Annotated in this window: 14 protein-coding genes; 10 read left to right on the plus strand and 4 right to left on the minus strand. The window is 66.5% G+C overall.

What is annotated here, in order from left to right; genetic code table 11:
• Positions 1-273: 273 nt before the first annotated feature.
• A complete protein-coding gene (locus tag GD429_RS37110) occupies positions 274-1,539 on the minus strand; it encodes an SGNH/GDSL hydrolase family protein (RefSeq protein WP_152864793.1) in 1,266 nt (421 codons plus the stop codon).
• Positions 1,540-1,738: 199 nt separating this feature from the next.
• Here GD429_RS37110 and paaA point away from each other — a divergent pair, with 199 nt between their 5' ends.
• The 8 genes from paaA (at position 1,739) to GD429_RS37150 (ending at position 8,018) form a co-directional block, all read left to right on the plus strand.
• A complete protein-coding gene (paaA, locus tag GD429_RS37115) occupies positions 1,739-2,737 on the plus strand; it encodes a 1,2-phenylacetyl-CoA epoxidase subunit PaaA (RefSeq protein WP_034183965.1) in 999 nt (332 codons plus the stop codon).
• A gap of 35 nt (positions 2,738-2,772) precedes the next feature.
• Complete coding sequence (paaB, locus tag GD429_RS37120; protein ID WP_010092957.1) at positions 2,773-3,057, plus strand: 1,2-phenylacetyl-CoA epoxidase subunit PaaB; 285 nt, start codon at positions 2,773-2,775, stop codon at positions 3,055-3,057.
• Positions 3,058-3,067: 10 nt separating this feature from the next.
• Positions 3,068-3,871 carry a 1,2-phenylacetyl-CoA epoxidase subunit PaaC gene (gene paaC / locus GD429_RS37125; RefSeq protein WP_152864795.1) on the plus strand — a complete coding sequence of 268 codons (804 nt, stop codon included), beginning with the start codon at positions 3,068-3,070 and terminating at the stop codon, positions 3,869-3,871.
• 25 nt (positions 3,872-3,896) lie between these two features.
• Positions 3,897-4,460, plus strand: a complete 564-nt coding sequence (gene paaD / locus GD429_RS37130) for a 1,2-phenylacetyl-CoA epoxidase subunit PaaD (RefSeq protein WP_152864797.1) — start codon at positions 3,897-3,899, stop codon at positions 4,458-4,460.
• Between the two features lie 2 nt (positions 4,461-4,462).
• Positions 4,463-5,551 carry a 1,2-phenylacetyl-CoA epoxidase subunit PaaE gene (gene paaE / locus GD429_RS37135; RefSeq protein WP_152864799.1) on the plus strand — a complete coding sequence of 363 codons (1,089 nt, stop codon included), beginning with the start codon at positions 4,463-4,465 and terminating at the stop codon, positions 5,549-5,551.
• A gap of 128 nt (positions 5,552-5,679) precedes the next feature.
• Positions 5,680-6,504 (plus strand): DUF1835 domain-containing protein, encoded by an 825-nt coding sequence (locus GD429_RS37140; RefSeq protein WP_152864801.1) that lies wholly within the window; start codon positions 5,680-5,682, stop codon positions 6,502-6,504.
• Positions 6,505-6,520: 16 nt separating this feature from the next.
• Positions 6,521-7,126, plus strand: coding sequence for a TetR/AcrR family transcriptional regulator (locus GD429_RS37145; RefSeq protein ID WP_152864803.1), 606 nt, complete (start codon positions 6,521-6,523; stop codon positions 7,124-7,126).
• A gap of 244 nt (positions 7,127-7,370) precedes the next feature.
• Positions 7,371-8,018, plus strand: coding sequence for a GNAT family N-acetyltransferase (locus tag GD429_RS37150; protein ID WP_152864806.1), 648 nt, complete (start codon positions 7,371-7,373; stop codon positions 8,016-8,018).
• 69 nt (positions 8,019-8,087) lie between these two features.
• On the opposite strand, the gene GD429_RS37155 is transcribed toward GD429_RS37150, so the two are convergent.
• On the minus strand, positions 8,088-8,612 hold the full coding sequence (locus tag GD429_RS37155; protein WP_152864808.1) for an Lrp/AsnC family transcriptional regulator: 525 nt from the start codon (positions 8,610-8,612) through the stop codon (positions 8,088-8,090).
• 213 nt (positions 8,613-8,825) lie between these two features.
• Here GD429_RS37155 and hppD point away from each other — a divergent pair, with 213 nt between their 5' ends.
• Positions 8,826-9,923, plus strand: coding sequence for a 4-hydroxyphenylpyruvate dioxygenase (hppD, locus tag GD429_RS37160; protein ID WP_034183958.1), 1,098 nt, complete (start codon positions 8,826-8,828; stop codon positions 9,921-9,923).
• A gap of 132 nt (positions 9,924-10,055) precedes the next feature.
• On the opposite strand, the gene GD429_RS37165 is transcribed toward hppD, so the two are convergent.
• Complete coding sequence (locus GD429_RS37165) at positions 10,056-10,250, minus strand: hypothetical protein (RefSeq protein ID WP_152864810.1); 195 nt, start codon at positions 10,248-10,250, stop codon at positions 10,056-10,058.
• 317 nt (positions 10,251-10,567) lie between these two features.
• On the opposite strand from GD429_RS37165, the gene GD429_RS37170 reads away from it, so the two are divergent.
• Positions 10,568-14,158 carry an indolepyruvate ferredoxin oxidoreductase family protein gene (locus GD429_RS37170; protein ID WP_152864812.1) on the plus strand — a complete coding sequence of 1,197 codons (3,591 nt, stop codon included), beginning with the start codon at positions 10,568-10,570 and terminating at the stop codon, positions 14,156-14,158.
• 139 nt (positions 14,159-14,297) lie between these two features.
• On the opposite strand, the gene GD429_RS37180 is transcribed toward GD429_RS37170, so the two are convergent.
• Positions 14,298-16,568 carry an NADP-dependent malic enzyme gene (locus GD429_RS37180; RefSeq protein WP_152864814.1) on the minus strand — a complete coding sequence of 757 codons (2,271 nt, stop codon included), beginning with the start codon at positions 16,566-16,568 and terminating at the stop codon, positions 14,298-14,300.
• Between the last annotated feature and the right edge of the window lie 133 nt (positions 16,569-16,701).

Consider the following 16,701-nt stretch of genomic DNA (forward strand, 5'->3'; position numbering starts at 1 on the left):
GTTGCGACTGCGGGGTCCATCTTCCTGCGTCAGCCGTGCGCCCAACCTGCTGCACACCACCGACTTCGCTTCCCCTCTCCCGCGCCGCGTTTCCGTTAGCGCGAAAGAGGCGTGATTCTATGCACCCGCCACCGTCTCCGCAAGCCCCTTTGTGAAATTATTTTGAAAAAGCCACCGTGCGCTCGCGCGCACGGTGGCTTTGAACAGAATGGGCCGGGTGTTGCAGTTCGCGTGCAGGCCGCCGGCAACGCTTCCTCTATATATAGGAGCGCGTCACTTGCCGCCCACGGCAGCCTGCAACTGCTCGACCGGTACCGCGTCGGCCATTGCCGTGTAGCCCGCATCGCTCGGATGGATGCCGTCGCCGCTGTCGTATCGACGCTGCAGCACGCTCAGGCGTGCCGGATCGCGCAGCACCGCATCGAAGTCGACCACGCCGTCGAACCCGCCACCACTCCGGATCCACCGGTTCACCTCGAGCCGGATCGCCTCGCGCCCCGCCGGCAACCCGGCCGGCGTGAGCGTCGCGCCGAAGACCTTCACGCCCCGGCGGTGTGCCGCGTCGATCAGCCGACGATAGCCGTCGATCAGCGACGCGGCCGTGACCTGCGTGTGCGGATGGTCGCAATCGAGCCCCGCGTGCGGCGGCATCGCCGCGAAGTTGATGTCGTTGATCCCGATCAGCACGACCGCGGCCTTCACGCCCGAGCGCGACAGCGCATCACGCTCGAACCGCGACGCCAGCGACGTGCCGTAGCACGCCGAATCGCTGAGCAGCCGGTTCCCGCTGATGCCCAGATTCACGATGCCGATCGAATCGGCGCCCGACGCCGTCAACCGACGCGCCAGCGCGTCCGGCCAGCGGCGGTTCCGATTCACGCTCGAGCGCAGCCCGTCGGTGATCGAATCGCCGATCGCGGCTACGCTGCCGCGCGCGGAGCCGGCCTCGACGGCCAGCTCAGTCACCCACGCATACTGGGTAAAACGGGTACGGAACGTGGCTGCGCCCGGATCGCTCACATGATCGCCCGGCGCAGAGACATAGTTGAACTGGTTCGACACGCGGTGCCAGACCATCATCCGTTGATTCGGTCCCATCTGGAGACTGATGGCATACGGTTGCCCCGCCGCCACGTCGACCGCAACCGGATCGCTTTCGAGTTCCTGGCCCGGCGCGAGCGTGACCGACGCCTTGCCGCCGAACCGGACCGGCACGGCCGCGCCGCCGGCGAGCGCAGCGCCGTCGCCGGCACGTGCGAGGCTCGCCGCCTCGACGACCAGCGGTGCGTGACCGTATGCGTTGCTCATGCGAATTCGCGCCGCCCGCCCCGACACCGTCGGGTAGACGATCTGGCGTACGGTCCGCCCGGCCACGTCGGGTGCGCGATAGAGCGGCGGCGGGGCGGCAAGGTCGGGAATCGGCTGCAACGCGGTCGCCCACGCGGCGACCCATCCGGCCGGCGCGGCCGAAGCCGCGAGCGGCGACACGAAAACGGCCGCGCCCAGCGCGGCCGCGGCGAAACTGCTTCGGAATGACATCGGCAAAATCCTCATCGGAAAGCGGGCATTGTGCCGCAGAAGACGCGGGACTCACGCGGCGGTCCGCGCTCGTGCAGCCTGATCGCGCCCCGACGTCCCACGTTTACCCGAGTCTCGCCGCAAATCCGCAAGAAATTTATTAACCGACCGGTCGGTTGGTTTATACTGCGCACACATTCAACCGGACGAGAATCTCGCCATGTACACGCAATCCCTCGACATCCCCGGCAACGTCGCGCCGCTCGACGCCGCAGCCGAGTCGCCCGAGCAGGCGCGGTTCGATGCGGTGATGGCCGCGGACGGCAAGATCGAACCGCAAGACTGGATGCCCGACGCCTATCGCAAGACGCTGGTTCGCCAGATCTCGCAGCACGCGCATTCGGAAGTCGTCGGCATGCTGCCGGAAGGCAACTGGATCTCGCGCGCGCCGAGCCTGAAGCGCAAGGCGATCCTGCTCGCAAAGGTCCAGGACGAAGCCGGCCACGGCCTCTATCTTTATAGCGCGGTCGAAACGCTCGGCGTGTCGCGCGATTCGCTGATCGACGCGCTGCACGCAGGCAAGGCGAAATACTCGAGCATCTTCAACTACCCGACGCCGACCTGGGCGGACGTCGGCGTGATCGGCTGGCTCGTCGACGGCGCCGCGATCATGAACCAGATCCCGCTGTGCCGCTGCACGTACGGCCCGTACGCGCGCGCAATGATCCGCGTGTGCAAGGAAGAGTCGTTCCACCAGCGCCAGGGTTTCGACGCGCTGCTGTCGATGATGAAGGGCAGCGACGCGCAGCGTGCGATGGTCCAGCAGGCCGTGAACCGCTGGTGGTGGCCGGTGCTGATGATGTTCGGCCCGAGCGACGCCGATTCGGTCCACAGCAGCCAGTCCGCGAAATGGGGCATCAAGCGGATCTCGAACGACGACCTGCGGCAGAAGTTCGTCGATGCGACGGTCGACCAGGCGAAGGTGCTCGGCGTCACGCTGCCCGATCCCGACCTGAAGTGGAACGACGCGCGCGGCCACCATGACTACGGCACGATCGACTGGGACGAATTCTGGCGCGTGGTCAACGGCGACGGCCCGTGCAACAAGGAACGCCTCGCGACCCGCGTTAAAGCGCACGAGGACGGCGCATGGGTGCGCGAAGCCGCGCTCGCGCACGAAGCGAAGCGCCGCGCCCGCGCCGAACAGCACGCCGCCTGAGCGGCACCATCGAATTCAGGAATCAGGAGAAAGTGATGAACAAGGAATGGCCGATCTGGGAAGTGTTCGTGCGCAGCAAGCAAGGCCTCGACCACAAGCATTGCGGCAGCCTGCACGCCGCCGACGCGTCGATGGCGCTGCGCATGGCGCGCGACGTCTACACGCGCCGCCAGGAAGGCGTGAGCATCTGGGTGGTGCCGTCGTCGGCGATCACCGCATCGGATCCGAACGAGAAGGCCGAACTGTTCGAGCCGGCGGGCGACAAGATCTACCGTCATCCGACGTTCTACACGCTGCCCGACGAAGTCAACCACATGTAACGCCCGCGCCATGACGATCACGCCCGAACACCTTTCCTACGTGCTGCGCCTCGCGGACAACGCGCTGATCCTCGGTCAGCGCAATGCCGAATGGTGCGGCCACGGCCCGATCCTCGAGGAAGACATCGCGCTCACCAACATGAGCCTCGACCTCATCGGCCAGGCGCGCATGCTGTATACGCACGCGGCCGAACTCGAGCGCCAGCTCACCGGCGCGACGAAGACGGAGGACGACTACGCGTACTTCCGTACCGAGCGCGAGTTCGCGAACTTCACGCTCGCCGAGCTGCCGCACTACGGCCCGGTCTCCGGCACCGCACACGCCGACAAGGACTACGCGGTGACGATCGTGCGCAACTTCCTCTATTCAGCGCTGATGCTGCACGTGTGGACCGCGCTGGAAACGTCGACCGACACGCAGCTCGCCGCGATCGCCGCGAAATCGTTGAAGGAAACCCGCTATCACGTGCAGCACGCACGCGAGTGGCTCGTTCGCCTCGGCGACGGCACCGACGAATCGCACCGTCGCGCGCAGGATGCGCTCGACTACCTGACCCCGTACACGCGCGAATTCTTCGCAGCCGATGCGATCGACGACGCGGTCGCCGCACCGGGCATCGGCCCGGCGCCGGCCGCGATCGAAGCCGCATGGCGCGCGGACGTGGACGATGCGCTCGCCGAGGCGACGCTCACGCTGCCGGCGCCCGTGATGCATGTGACGACCGGCAAGCAGGGCGAACACTCGGAGCACATGGGTTACCTGCTCGCGGAAATGCAGAGCCTCGCGCGCCAGCACCCCGGCGCGACCTGGTAACCGGCCAACGCCACGGAGCCCGACGATGTCCGTCCAGACCGCCGCACCCGCCGACGCCGCACCCGCCGCGCGTCACGACGATCCGCTGCTCGCCCGCGCATGGGATGTGCTCGAAGCCGTGCCCGACCCCGAGATTCCGGTCGTGTCGATCCGCGAGCTCGGCATCCTGCGCGACGTCCGCCGCGCGGACGACGGCCTGCTCGAAGTCGTGATCACGCCGACCTACTCGGGCTGCCCGGCCATGTCGCAGATCGCCGAGGATGTCGCCGCCGCACTGCAGGCGGCCGGCCTCCCGCCGCACCGGATCGAGACGGTGCTCGCGCCCGCGTGGACGACTGACTGGATCACGCAGGAAGCGCGCGACAAGCTGCGCGCGTACGGCATCGCGCCGCCAGTCGGCCAGTGCGGCAGCGCCGCGCCGCGGGAAAGCGTCGTGCGCTTCGTGCCGCGACCGGTCGCGGCGCCGGCCTGCCCGCGCTGCGGCTCCGCCCGCACCGAACGTCTCGCGCAATTCGCGTCCACGGCCTGCAAGGCGCTGTATCGCTGCGTCGACTGCCGCGAACCCTTCGACTACTTCAAACCCTACTGAATATGGCGACCCCGCAATTTCATCCGCTGCGTATCCGCGACGTGCGGCCCGAGACCGCCGACGCCGTCACCGTCTCCTTCGACGTGCCGCCCGAGCTGCGCGATGCTTACCGCTTCACACAGGGCCAGTTCGTCACGCTGAAGACCCACATCGACGGCGAGGAGACGCGCCGCTCGTATTCGATCTGCGTCGGCACGACGGACTACGACCGCGACGGCGAACTGCGCATCGGCATCAAGCGCGTGCGCGGTGGCCGCTTCTCGAATTTCGCGTTCGATACGCTGAAGCCGGGCCACACGATCGACGTGATGACGCCGGACGGCCGCTTCTTCACGCACCTGAACGCCGACCACGGCAAGCAGTACGTCGCGTTTTCCGGCGGCTCGGGGATCACGCCCGTGCTCGCGATCGTGAAGACGACGCTCGAAGTCGAGCCGCGCAGCACGTTCACGCTGATCTACGGCAACCGCAGCGTCGACGCGATCATGTTCGCGGAGGAGCTCGAGGACCTGAAGAACCGCTACATGAACCGCTTCGTCCTCTATCACGTGCTGTCGGACGACCAGCAGGACGTCGAACTGTTCAACGGCGTGCTCGATCAGGCCAAATGCGCGGAATTCCTCGCTACGCTGATGCCGGCCGACGCGATCGACGAGGCGTTCATCTGCGGCCCCGCGCCGATGATGGATGCGGCCGAAGCCGCGCTGAAGGCGGCCGGCGTGCCGCAGGCGAAGGTGCATGTCGAGCGCTTCGGCACGCCGCTGCCGCAGGCCGGCGCGCCGGTCGTCGAGATCACCGACCAGACGCCGGCCGCCGACCTGGAAATCGTGCTCGACGGCAAGAAGCGCAAGCTGCGCCTGCCGTACGAAGGCGTGAGCCTGCTCGATGTCGGCCTGCGCGCGGGGCTCGCGCTGCCGTACGCGTGCAAGGGCGGCGTGTGCTGCACCTGCCGCGCGAAAGTGATCGAGGGCGAAGTGCGGATGGAGAAGAACTACACACTCGAGGCGCACGAAGTGAAGGACGGTTTCGTGCTCACGTGCCAGTGCCATCCGATCAGCGACAAGGTCGTCGTGAGCTTCGACGAGCGTTGAGCGGCATCGCGTCGCGGCGCCGGACGGTTTCTCGCCGTCACACATCTCGCTTACACTAGGGGCCGCCGGCCGGCTGGACATCGCAACGTCCACCCGGCCGGCGGCTTTCTTTTGTTGACGACAGGCCGATGAGTACCATTCATGTGATTCAGGGCGGCACCGCCGCCGCGTCGCTGAGCGAGGCACTCGCGCAAGCCGGACGCGACGAGCGCGTCGTCGGATTGCTCGACGATCTCGGCGTCGGGCCGCTGAAGGGCGCCGACGAGACGCCCGATACGCGCGCCGCCTTCTGGGAGCGCGTGCTCGGCGACCAGATCCCCGACTGGAACGCGGAAATCGACGACGAGTTCGCACGCCTCGACCGGCTCGCGATGGATACGGGCCAGGTGGTCGTGTGGCACGCGCCGAGCGTCGGCGACAAGCTGCTGCTGCGCCGCGTCGCCTACCACCTGCGCAACGTCCCGCAGCGCCTGAACGAGGTGCGGCTGTCGGCCGCCGACCTCGACACGGCACGGCGCACATCGCTGTCGCGCACCGACCAGGCGTGCTCGACCGGGATGTTCTCGCCCGCGGAACTGGCGCGGAAACGGCCGGTGGCCGCGCCGATCTCGGTGCTGCGGATCGGCCGCCTCGCGCTCGAATGGCAGGAAGCGAAGCACCTGAACGCCGAACTTCGCTATTGGGTCAGCAACACGATCAAGAGCGGCTACTACGCCGATCTCGACGCGCTGATCGTCGCGCGCGCGGAAACCGACTGGCAGCCCGCACGGCGCCTCGTCGGCAGCATCATGGCCGACGCCGACCGCGGCAGCCTGTTCGTCAGCGACTCGATCGCCTGGTGGCGCTGCCGCGAACTCGCGGCGGCCGGCCGGCTCGAGCTGCAGGACGACGCGCCCGCCGCCCTCTCTTCCACGCAGGTGCGCGCGGCCCGCGCGGCCACTACGCACCGCTAATCTTCCGCATTCGACCATGGCCCGTACCCGAGCGCCCGACCACGAATCCCAGCGCGAACAGATCCTCGATCTCGCCGCCGGGAAATTCGCGCAGACGAGCTACCCGAGCACGTCGATGTCCGATCTCGCGACCGCGAGCGGCACGTCGAAGGCACGCCTCTATCACTATTACGAGAGCAAGGAAGCGATCCTGTTCGACCTGCTCGATCGCTACACGAAGCGGCTGATGCTGATCATCGCCGAGGTCGAAGGGGCGAGCCAGCGGCGCGGCCTCAGCGAGCGCGACGCGTTCGCCGAGCTCGTGCGCGCATTTCTCGCCGAATACGAGACGTCGCACAGCCGTCATGTCGCGCTGCTCAACGACGTGAAGTATCTCGAGGACGCGCAGCGCGAGATCGTGCTCGACCGCCAGCGCGATATCGTCGCCGCGTTCACGCGCCAGCTCGCGCGCGCGTACCCGGACCGCATCTCGAAGGAAAACCAGACGTCCGTGACGATGATGGTGTTCGGGATGATCAACTGGACGTTCACGTGGCTGAAGCCGGGCGGCCGTCTCGGCTATCGCGACTTCGCCGAGCAAGTGATCGACCTGATCGAGCGCGGACTGTCGACGGCGCCCTGATTGCCGCACAGCAGCAAGCGTTGCGTGACGGGCACACTGCGGCCGCTCGCTGCGCGTTTCATATGATGAATTTTAAATTCGTTAAAAATCAAATAGATACAGGATTAACTAAGCGGATTTAGAATTCATCCTCCAGCATAAATAAGGTTAAATACGGGTTTTCCCCAATCCTGGGGCCGACGGTCGGGTAAAATGCTGTTGCGTTGCACAACCCGCTGTACGGTCACACATTGAGGAACCCACGATGAACACGCAATTGAACGGCAATGCCGATGTCGTCGGCACCGCCGGTAGTGCGCCGGTTCTCGTCAGGGAACTGGCTTCCAAAGACCGTGAGCAGATGCTCACCCACTTTCTCTCGCTCGACGAAGAGGACCGCCTGCTGCGCTTCGGCCAGATGGTGCCCGACCACGTGATCGAGAACTATGTCCGCACGATCGACTTCGGCCGCGACACCGTGTTCGGCGTGTTCGACCACGAACTCGCACTGATCGGCGTCGGCCACCTGGCCTACCTGCCGGCCGAGGGCGACAAGCGCACGGCCGAATTCGGCGTGTCGGTGCTCGAAAGCGCACGCGGCCGCGGCGTCGGCTCGAAGCTGTTCGAGCGCGCGGCGATCCGCAGCCGCAACACGCACGTGACGATGCTGTACATGCACTGCCTGTCGCGTAACGCGACGATGATGCACATCGCGAAGAAATCCGGGATGCGGATCGAGTACGCGTACGGCGAAGCCGATGCGTACCTGTCGCTGCCGCCGGCCGACCACTCGACGATCATCGCCGAGATGCTGCAGGAACAGGCCGCGGTGTTCGACTACGCGCTGAAGCGCCAGGCGCACCGCACGTCGAAGTTCATCGAAGCGCTGATGCCCGACGCGCTGACGGCGTAACGTCGGCCGACCGGGCCGCCGCCGTGGCGGGCCCGGCCCCTTTTCCCCTCCTCCCGTCGCCGGGGCGCGCTAGCGCACCGAACGAATCGGCAACGCCGTCGTCTCCTTGAAGCATTCGAGCGAAAAGCTCGTCTTCACGTCGATGACCGACGGATGATGCAGCAAGTGCTCCTGCACGAAGCGGGAGAAATGCGCCATGTCCTCGACCTGCACGCGCAGCAGGTAATCCATGTCTCCCGTCATCGCGTGGCACGCGACCACTTCCGGCCACGCCTGCACGGCCGCGCGAAACAGCTCCGCGTGGGTCGCGCCCGCGCGCGCCGACGTCTCGTCGGCCCGCACCGGCGCCAGGCCGCCGCGCTTCTCGAGCCGCACGCTCACATACGCGAGCAGGTCGAGCCCGAGCTTCTGCGGATCCAGCAGCGCGACATAGCCGGTGATCACGCCGATCTCCTCGAGCCGCCGGATCCGCCGCAGGCACGGGCTCGGCGACAGGTTCACGCGCTCGGCGATCTCCTGGTTCGACAGGCGCCCGTTCTCCTGAAGAATCGCGAGAATCCGCCGGTCGATGGCATCCAATTCGACTTGCGCCATCTTCTGCCCTCCAATGATTGTTTAGAGACTGGAAATTGCGTCATCGTAGGCACGGACGATTAAGTTCGCAAGTTTCCGCTCGCGGCCGCCCGCTACACTTTGTCGCACGTACCGATTCGTTGCGCACGCCGACGCGTGCGCCGCCTTCGACATCGAACCGGGCCGGACACGCGTACGTCGCCCCGGCCGATCGCCCCGCACAGGAGACACGACATGCAGATCCCCAACTGGGACAACCCCGTCGGCACCGACGGCTTCGAATTCATCGAATACACGGCGCCGGACCCGAAAGCGCTCGGACAACTGTTCGAACGGATGGGTTTCACCGCGATCGCGCGCCACCGCCACAAGGACGTGACGGTCTACCGCCAGGGCGACATCAACTTCATCATCAACGCCGAACCCGATTCGTTCGCGCAACGCTTCGCGCGCCTGCACGGCCCGTCGATCTGCGCGATCGCGTTTCGCGTGCAGGACGCCGCGAAGGCATACAAGCACGCGCTCGAACTCGGCGCATGGGGCTTCGACAACAAGACGGGCCCGATGGAGTTGAACATCCCGGCGATCAAGGGCATCGGCGATTCGCTGATCTACTTCGTCGATCGCTGGCGCGGCAAGAACGGCGCGCAGCCGGGCGCGATCGGCGACATCAGCATCTATGACGTCGATTTCGAGCCGATCGCCGGCGCGAACCCGAACCCGGTCGGTCACGGCCTTACCTACATCGACCACCTGACGCACAACGTGCATCGCGGCCGCATGCAGGAATGGGCCGAGTTCTACGAACGCCTGTTCAACTTCCGCGAGGTGCGCTACTTCGACATCGAAGGCAAGGTGACTGGCGTGAAGTCGAAGGCGATGACGTCGCCGTGCGGCAAGATCCGCATCCCGATCAACGAGGAAGGCTCGGACACGGCCGGCCAGATCCAGGAATACCTCGACGCGTACCACGGCGAAGGCATCCAGCACATCGCGCTCGGCACGAACGACATCTACGGCGCGGTCGACGGCCTGCGCGGCAAGGAAGTGAAGCTGCTCGACACGATCGACACGTATTACGAGCTGGTCGACCGCCGCGTGCCGAACCACGGCGAATCGCTGGACGAACTGAAGAAGCGCAAGATCCTGATCGACGGCGCGCGCGACGACCTGCTGCTGCAGATCTTCACCGAGAACCAGATCGGGCCGATCTTCTTCGAGATCATCCAGCGCAAGGGCAACCAAGGCTTCGGCGAAGGCAACTTCAAGGCGCTGTTCGAATCGATCGAGCTCGACCAGATCCGCCGCGGCGTCGTGCAGGACAAGGCCTGACGCGTCCGGCGCGCGGCGGCCCGGGGCAACTTGGCCGGCCGCACGATCCGGCGGCACAAAGAAAAAGGGCGGGAATCCGACGATTCCCACCCTTTTCGCATTCCGGCGCGGCCCGCAGGCCGCGCGACCGGATCAACGCGCGTTCGCCTTCGACTCGGCGACACACTCGGCCGCCGGCTGCGCGACGGCATCCTGGGCCGGCACGATCTGACGCATCTGCGCGCCGGCTGCCGCCAGTGCGCTCGCGCCTTGCGCGCGCACCGGGCCGGTCATCGCGAAAAACGCGGCGGACACGATCAGGAAACTCTGGATATGACGTGTGTTCATTGCACCTCCTGTAAAACTGCCGGCGCCTCCCCGGTTGCGTCGAAACGAACCAACGCGGCCGGGCACCTCCGGCAGGCCGACAAGATTAACGGCATTTGCCCGCAGATGGAGCCGGCTTTACATGCATTTACATGATGTAACGCATGATCAAGCCCTTTTTCCTGGTGCGCCGCCGCATTCCGGCCGATGGGCGGCGGGTTTGCCCCAGTGCTACCATCGCTTAAAACCGGCCAATATGCCGGCCACTGCCGACGTGTCCACAAGACGCCGGAGCAGTCGAGTTTTGGTGATCCCAAACTGGGTGGAGGAGACTGTTAATGAATGCCCCGCTAGACGCAGGCCAACGCGCGTCGCTAGAAGCCGCGCTGAAGTCCGTCACGCTTGATGACAAATACACACTGGAACGCGGTCGCGCGTACATGAGCGGCATCCAGGCCCTCGTGCGCCTGCCGATGCTCCAGCAGGAACGCGACCGCGCCGCCGGTCTCAATACCGCCGGCTTCATCTCCGGCTATCGCGGCTCGCCGCTCGGCGGCCTCGATCTGTCGCTCTGGAAGGCCAAGCAATACCTGGCAGCCCACCAGATCGTCTTCCAGCCCGGCATCAACGAAGATCTCGCCGCCACCGCCGTGTGGGGCTCGCAGCAGGTCAACCTGTACCCCGGCGCGAAGCACGACGGCGTGTTCGGCATGTGGTACGGCAAGGGCCCGGGCGTCGACCGCACCGGCGACGTCTTCAAGCACGCGAACTCGGCCGGCTCGTCGCAGCACGGCGGCGTGCTGGTGCTCGCCGGCGACGACCACGCAGCGAAATCGTCGACGCTCGCGCACCAGTCCGAGCACATCTTCAAGGCCTGCGGGCTGCCGGTGCTGTTCCCGTCCAACGTGCAGGAATATCTCGATTTCGGCCTGCACGGCTGGGCGATGAGCCGCTACTCGGGCCTGTGGGTCGCGCTCAAGTGCGTGACGGACGTCGTCGAATCGTCGGCGTCGGTCGACATCGACCCGCATCGCACCGAAATCGTGCTGCCGACCGACTTCATCATGCCGGACGGCGGCCTGAACATCCGCTGGCCCGACCCGCCGCTCGTGCAGGAGGCGCGGCTGCTCGACTACAAGTGGTACGCGGCGCTCGCCTATGTGCGCGCGAACAAGCTCGACCGGATCGAGATCGATTCGCCGAGCGCGCGCTTCGGGATCATGACCGGCGGCAAGGCGTACCTCGACGTGCGCCAGGCACTGACCGACCTCGGCCTCGACGACGAAACCTGCGCGCGGATCGGCATCCGGCTCTACAAGGTCGGCTGCGTGTGGCCGCTCGAAGCGCAGGGCGCGCAGGCATTCGCGCGCGGCCTCGACGAAATCCTCGTCGTCGAGGAAAAGCGCCAGATCCTCGAATACGCGATCAAGGAAGAGCTGTACAACTGGCCCGACGCGCAACGGCCGCGCGTGTTCGGCAAGTTCGACGAGAAGGACGGCGCCGGCGGCGAATGGTCGGTGCCGATGGGCAACTGGCTGCTGCCCGCGCACTACGAACTGTCGCCCGCGATCATCGCGAAGGCGATCGCGACGCGCCTCGAGAAGTTCGAGCTGCCGTCCGACGTGCGCGCGCGCATCGCCGCGCGGCTCGCGGTGATCAACGCGAAGGAAATGGCGCTCGCGAAGCCGCACGTGCAGACCGAGCGCAAGCCGTGGTTCTGCTCGGGCTGCCCGCACAACACGTCGACCAACGTGCCGGAAGGCTCGCGCGCGATCGCCGGCATCGGCTGCCACTACATGACCGTGTGGATGGACCGCAGCACCAGCACCTTCAGCCAGATGGGCGGCGAAGGCGTGCCGTGGATCGGCCAGGCGCCGTTCACGGACGAGAAGCACGTGTTCGCGAACCTCGGCGACGGCACCTATTTCCACTCGGGCCTGCTGGCGGTGCGCGCTGCGATCTCGTCGAAGGCGAACATCACCTACAAGATCCTCTACAACGACGCGGTCGCGATGACGGGCGGCCAGCCGGTCGACGGCGTGCTGACGGTGCCGCAGATCACGCACCAGCTCGCGTCCGAAGGCGCGAAGAAGATCGTGATCGTCACCGACGAGCCGGAGAAGTACGACGGCCAGAAGGCGCTGCTCGCGCCGGGCGTGACGATCCATCACCGCGACCAGCTCGACGACGTGCAGCGCGAGCTGCGCGAGATCGCCGGTACGACGATCCTGATCTACGACCAGACCTGCGCAACCGAGAAGCGCCGCCGCCGCAAACGCGGCACCTATCCGGACCCGGCCAAGCGCGTCGTGATCAACGAAGCGGTGTGCGAAGGCTGCGGCGACTGCTCGGTGCAGTCGAACTGCCTGTCGGTCGAGCCGCTGGAAACCGAGTTCGGCACGAAGCGCCAGATCAACCAGTCGAGCTGCAACAAGGACTTCTCGTGCGTGAAGGGCTTCTGCCCGAGCTTCGTCACGGTCGAGGGCGGCCAGTTGAAGAAGCCGAAGGCGGTTTCGGTCGACGGCGCCGCGCTGCCGCCGATCCCGGAACCGACGCTGCCGGACATCGACCGCGCGTACGGCGTGCTCGTCACCGGCGTCGGCGGCACGGGCGTCGTCACGATCGGCGCGCTGCTCGGGATGGCCGCGCACCTCGAGAACAAGGGCGTAACCGTGCTCGACGTCACCGGCCTCGCGCAAAAGGGCGGCGCCGTGATGAGCCACGTGCAGATCTCGCACGCGCCGACCGACATCCACGCGACGCGGATCGCGATGGGCGAAGCCGACCTCGTGATCGGCTGCGACGCGATCGTCACGGCCGGCGACGAATGCACGTCGCGGATGCGGCACGACGCGACGCGCGTGGTCGTCAACAGCGCGCAGACGCCGACCGCCGAGTTCATCAAGAACCCGAACTGGGCGTTCCCCGGCCTGTCCGCGGAGAACGACATCCGCGCGGCGGCGGGTGAAGCCGTCGATTTCATCGACGCGAACCGCTTCGCGGTCGCGCTGCTCGGCGACGCGATCTACACGAACCCGTTCGTGCTCGGCTACGCATGGCAGAAAGGCTGGCTGCCGCTCACGCTCGCGTCGCTGGAACGCGCGATCGAGCTGAACGCCGTGTCGGTCGAGAAGAACCGCGCGGCCTTCGACTGGGGCCGGCGCGCCGCGTACGACCTGGCGAGCGTGAAGCAGGCCGCGGCCGGCGATGCGCGCCCCGCGCAAGGCGCCACCGTGATCGCGCTGCACACGAAGAAGGCGGTCGACGCGTTGATCGCGAAGCGCGTGGAATTCCTCACCGCGTACCAGAACGCCGCGTACGCATCGCGTTATGCGGCGTTCGTCGACAAGGTGCGCGCAGCCGAGCGAGCGCTGGCGGACGGCGATACGGTGCAGGAGCAACTGACCGAAGCGGTCGCGCGCAACCTGTTCAAGCTGATGGCGTACAAGGACGAATACGAGGTCGCGCGACTGCAGTCCGACCCCGCGTTCCTCGCGCGCCTGTCCGCGCAGTTCGAAGGCGACTGGAAGCTGAAATTCCACCTCGCGCCGCCGCTGTTCGCGAAGACGGACGCGCACGGCCATCTCGTGAAGAAGGCGTACGGCCCGTGGATGATGTCGGCGTTCCGGCTGCTCGCGAAGGCGAAGTTCCTGCGCGGCACGGGCCTCGACCCGTTCGGCCGTACCGAGGAACGCCGCACCGAGCGCGCGCTGATCGGCGAGTACGAAGCGCTGATCGGCGAAGTTCTTGGCAGGCTGAACACGGCCAACCGCCCGCTCGCACTCGAGCTCGCGGCGCTGCCGGACGGCATTCGCGGCTACGGCCACGTGAAGGAGAACAACCTGCGCGCGGTACGCCAGAAGTGGAACACGCTGCTCGCGAAGTGGCGCTCGCCGGCCGGCGGCCAGTCGCACCAGCAGGTCGCGTAACGGCACGCGGCGGGCGTTCGCGAATCGGACGCCTGCCCGCGCCGGCAGCGGATCACGATAAAAAAAACGCCACGGAACGCAGGTTCCGTGGCGTTTTTCATTGTGCCGCGCTTGAAGCGCGGCACACGCGGGCGCGAACTTACTTCGTGTTCACGTTCGCGGCGGCAACGGCCGTCATGTTGATGATCCGGCGCACGGTCGCGGCCGGCGTCAGGATGTGGACCGGCTGCGCGGCGCCGAGCAGGAACGGGCCGACCGTCACGCCTTCGCCGCCGACCATCTTCAGCAGGTTGTACGCGATGTTCGCGGCTTCGACGTTCGGCATGATCAGCAGGTTCGCTTCGCCCGACAGCGTCGTGCCCGGGAAGGCCTGCTTGCGGATCACTTCCGACAGCGCCGCGTCGCCGTGCATTTCGCCGTCGACTTCCAGGTTCGGCGCACGCTCGCTGATCAGCTTGCGGGCTTCGGCCATGCGGCGCGACGACGCCGACGGCGCGCTGCCGAAGTTCGAGTTCGACAGCAGCGCGGCCTTCGGCGCGATGCCGAAGCGCTCGATCTCGGCCGCGGCCTGGATCGTCATGTCGGCGAGCTGTTCGGCGCTCGGCTGCTCGTTCACGTACGTGTCGCACAGGAACAGGTTGCGGCCCGGCAGCATCAGCAGGTTCATCGCCGCGAAGTGCTCGGCGCCCTTCGCGCGGCCCAGCACCTGCTCGATGAACTTCAGGTGGCTGTGGAACGTGTCGATCATCCCGCAGATCATCCCGTCCGCGTCGCCCAGGTGCACGAGCATCGCGCCGATCAGCGTGTTGAACTTGCGCATCGCGGCCTTCGCGACTTCCGGCGTCACGCCGTCGCGCGCGGCGATGTCGTGGTACGCCTGCCAGTAGCGGTGATAGCGCGTGTCGTCTTCCGGATTGACGATCTCGAAATCGACACCGGCCTTCAGCTTCGAGCCGATCTTAGCGAGGCGCATCTCGACCACCGACGGACGGCCGACGATGATCGGCAGCGCGATCTTTTCCTGCAGCACGAACTGCGCGGCGCGCAGCACGCGCTCGTCCTCGCCCTCGGCGAACACGATACGTGCCTGCTTCTTCTTCGCGGTCGCGAACACCGGGCGCATCACCATGCCGGTGCGGTAGACGGTCGCGCCGAGCTGCTCGCGGTATGCGTCCATGTCCTGGATCGGACGCGTCGCGACGCCCGAATCCATCGCGGCCTGTGCGACGGCCGGCGCGATCTTGATGATCAGGCGCGGGTCGAACGGCTTCGGAATCAGGTAGTCCGGCCCGAACTCGAGCGAATGGCCTTCATACGCCTTCGCGACTTCCTCGCTCTGGTCGGTTTCCTGGGCCAGTTCGGCGATCGCGCGCACGCACGCGAGCTTCATTTCTTCCGTGATCGTCGTCGCGCCGACGTCGAGCGCGCCGCGGAAGATGAACGGGAAGCACAGCACGTTGTTGACCTGGTTCGGATAGTCCGAACGGCCGGTCGCGACGATCGCGTCCGGGCGCACGGCCTTCGCGTCTTCCGGGCGGATTTCCGGTTCCGGGTTCGCGAGCGCCAGGATCAGCGGCCGGTCGCCCATCGTCTTGACCATGTCCTGCTTCAGCACGCCCGCGCTCGAGCAGCCGAGAAACACGTCCGCGCCGACGATCGCATCGGCGAGCGTACGCGCGTCGGTGGTCGCCGCATAACGCTGCTTCGACGGATCGAGATTGCCGCGCCCTTCGTAGATCACGCCCTTCGAATCGGCGACGAGGATGTTCGACTTCGTCAGGCCGAGGTTCACCAGCAGGTCCAGGCACGCGATGGCCGCGGCGCCGGCGCCCGAGCACACGAGCTTCACTTCGGACAGCTTCTTGCCGACGACCTTCAGGCCGTTCAGGATCGCGGCCGACGCGATGATCGCGGTGCCGTGCTGGTCATCGTGGAAGACGGGGATCTTCATGCGCTCGCGCAGCTTCTGCTCGATGTAGAAGCATTCCGGCGCCTTGATGTCCTCGAGGTTGATGCCGCCGAGCGTCGGCTCGAGCATTGCGATCGCCTCGACGAGCTTGTCGGGGTCGGACTCCGACAGTTCGATGTCGAACACGTCGATGCCCGCGAACTTCTTGAAGAGGCAGCCCTTGCCTTCCATCACCGGCTTCGCGGCGAGCGGGCCGATGTTGCCGAGACCGAGCACGGCCGTGCCGTTCGTGATGACGCCGACGAGGTTGCCGCGCGACGTGTACTTCTGCGCGTCGAGCGGATCGGCGTGGATCGCCTCGCACGCGGCGGCGACGCCCGGCGAATACGCGAGCGACAGATCGAGCTGGTTCGACAGCGGCTTGGTCGGGGTGACCGAAATCTTGCCGGGTTTCGGGTTCAGGTGATAAGCGAGAGCGGCCTGCTTCAGTTGTTCGTCCATGATTGACCTGCGAGAGACATGCGAAATTTTGACGGTTCAGTACACAGCACCTTCGGCCGCGTCTGCTTGAATCGAGGGGATGGTCGACTGAGAGACGGCACGCGACGCGCCGGGTCGGCACGCCATCGAACCT

It is taken from the genome of Burkholderia sp. BE17 (genome assembly GCF_009362305.1).
GTDB lineage: Bacteria > Pseudomonadota > Gammaproteobacteria > Burkholderiales > Burkholderiaceae > Burkholderia > Burkholderia pyrrocinia_C.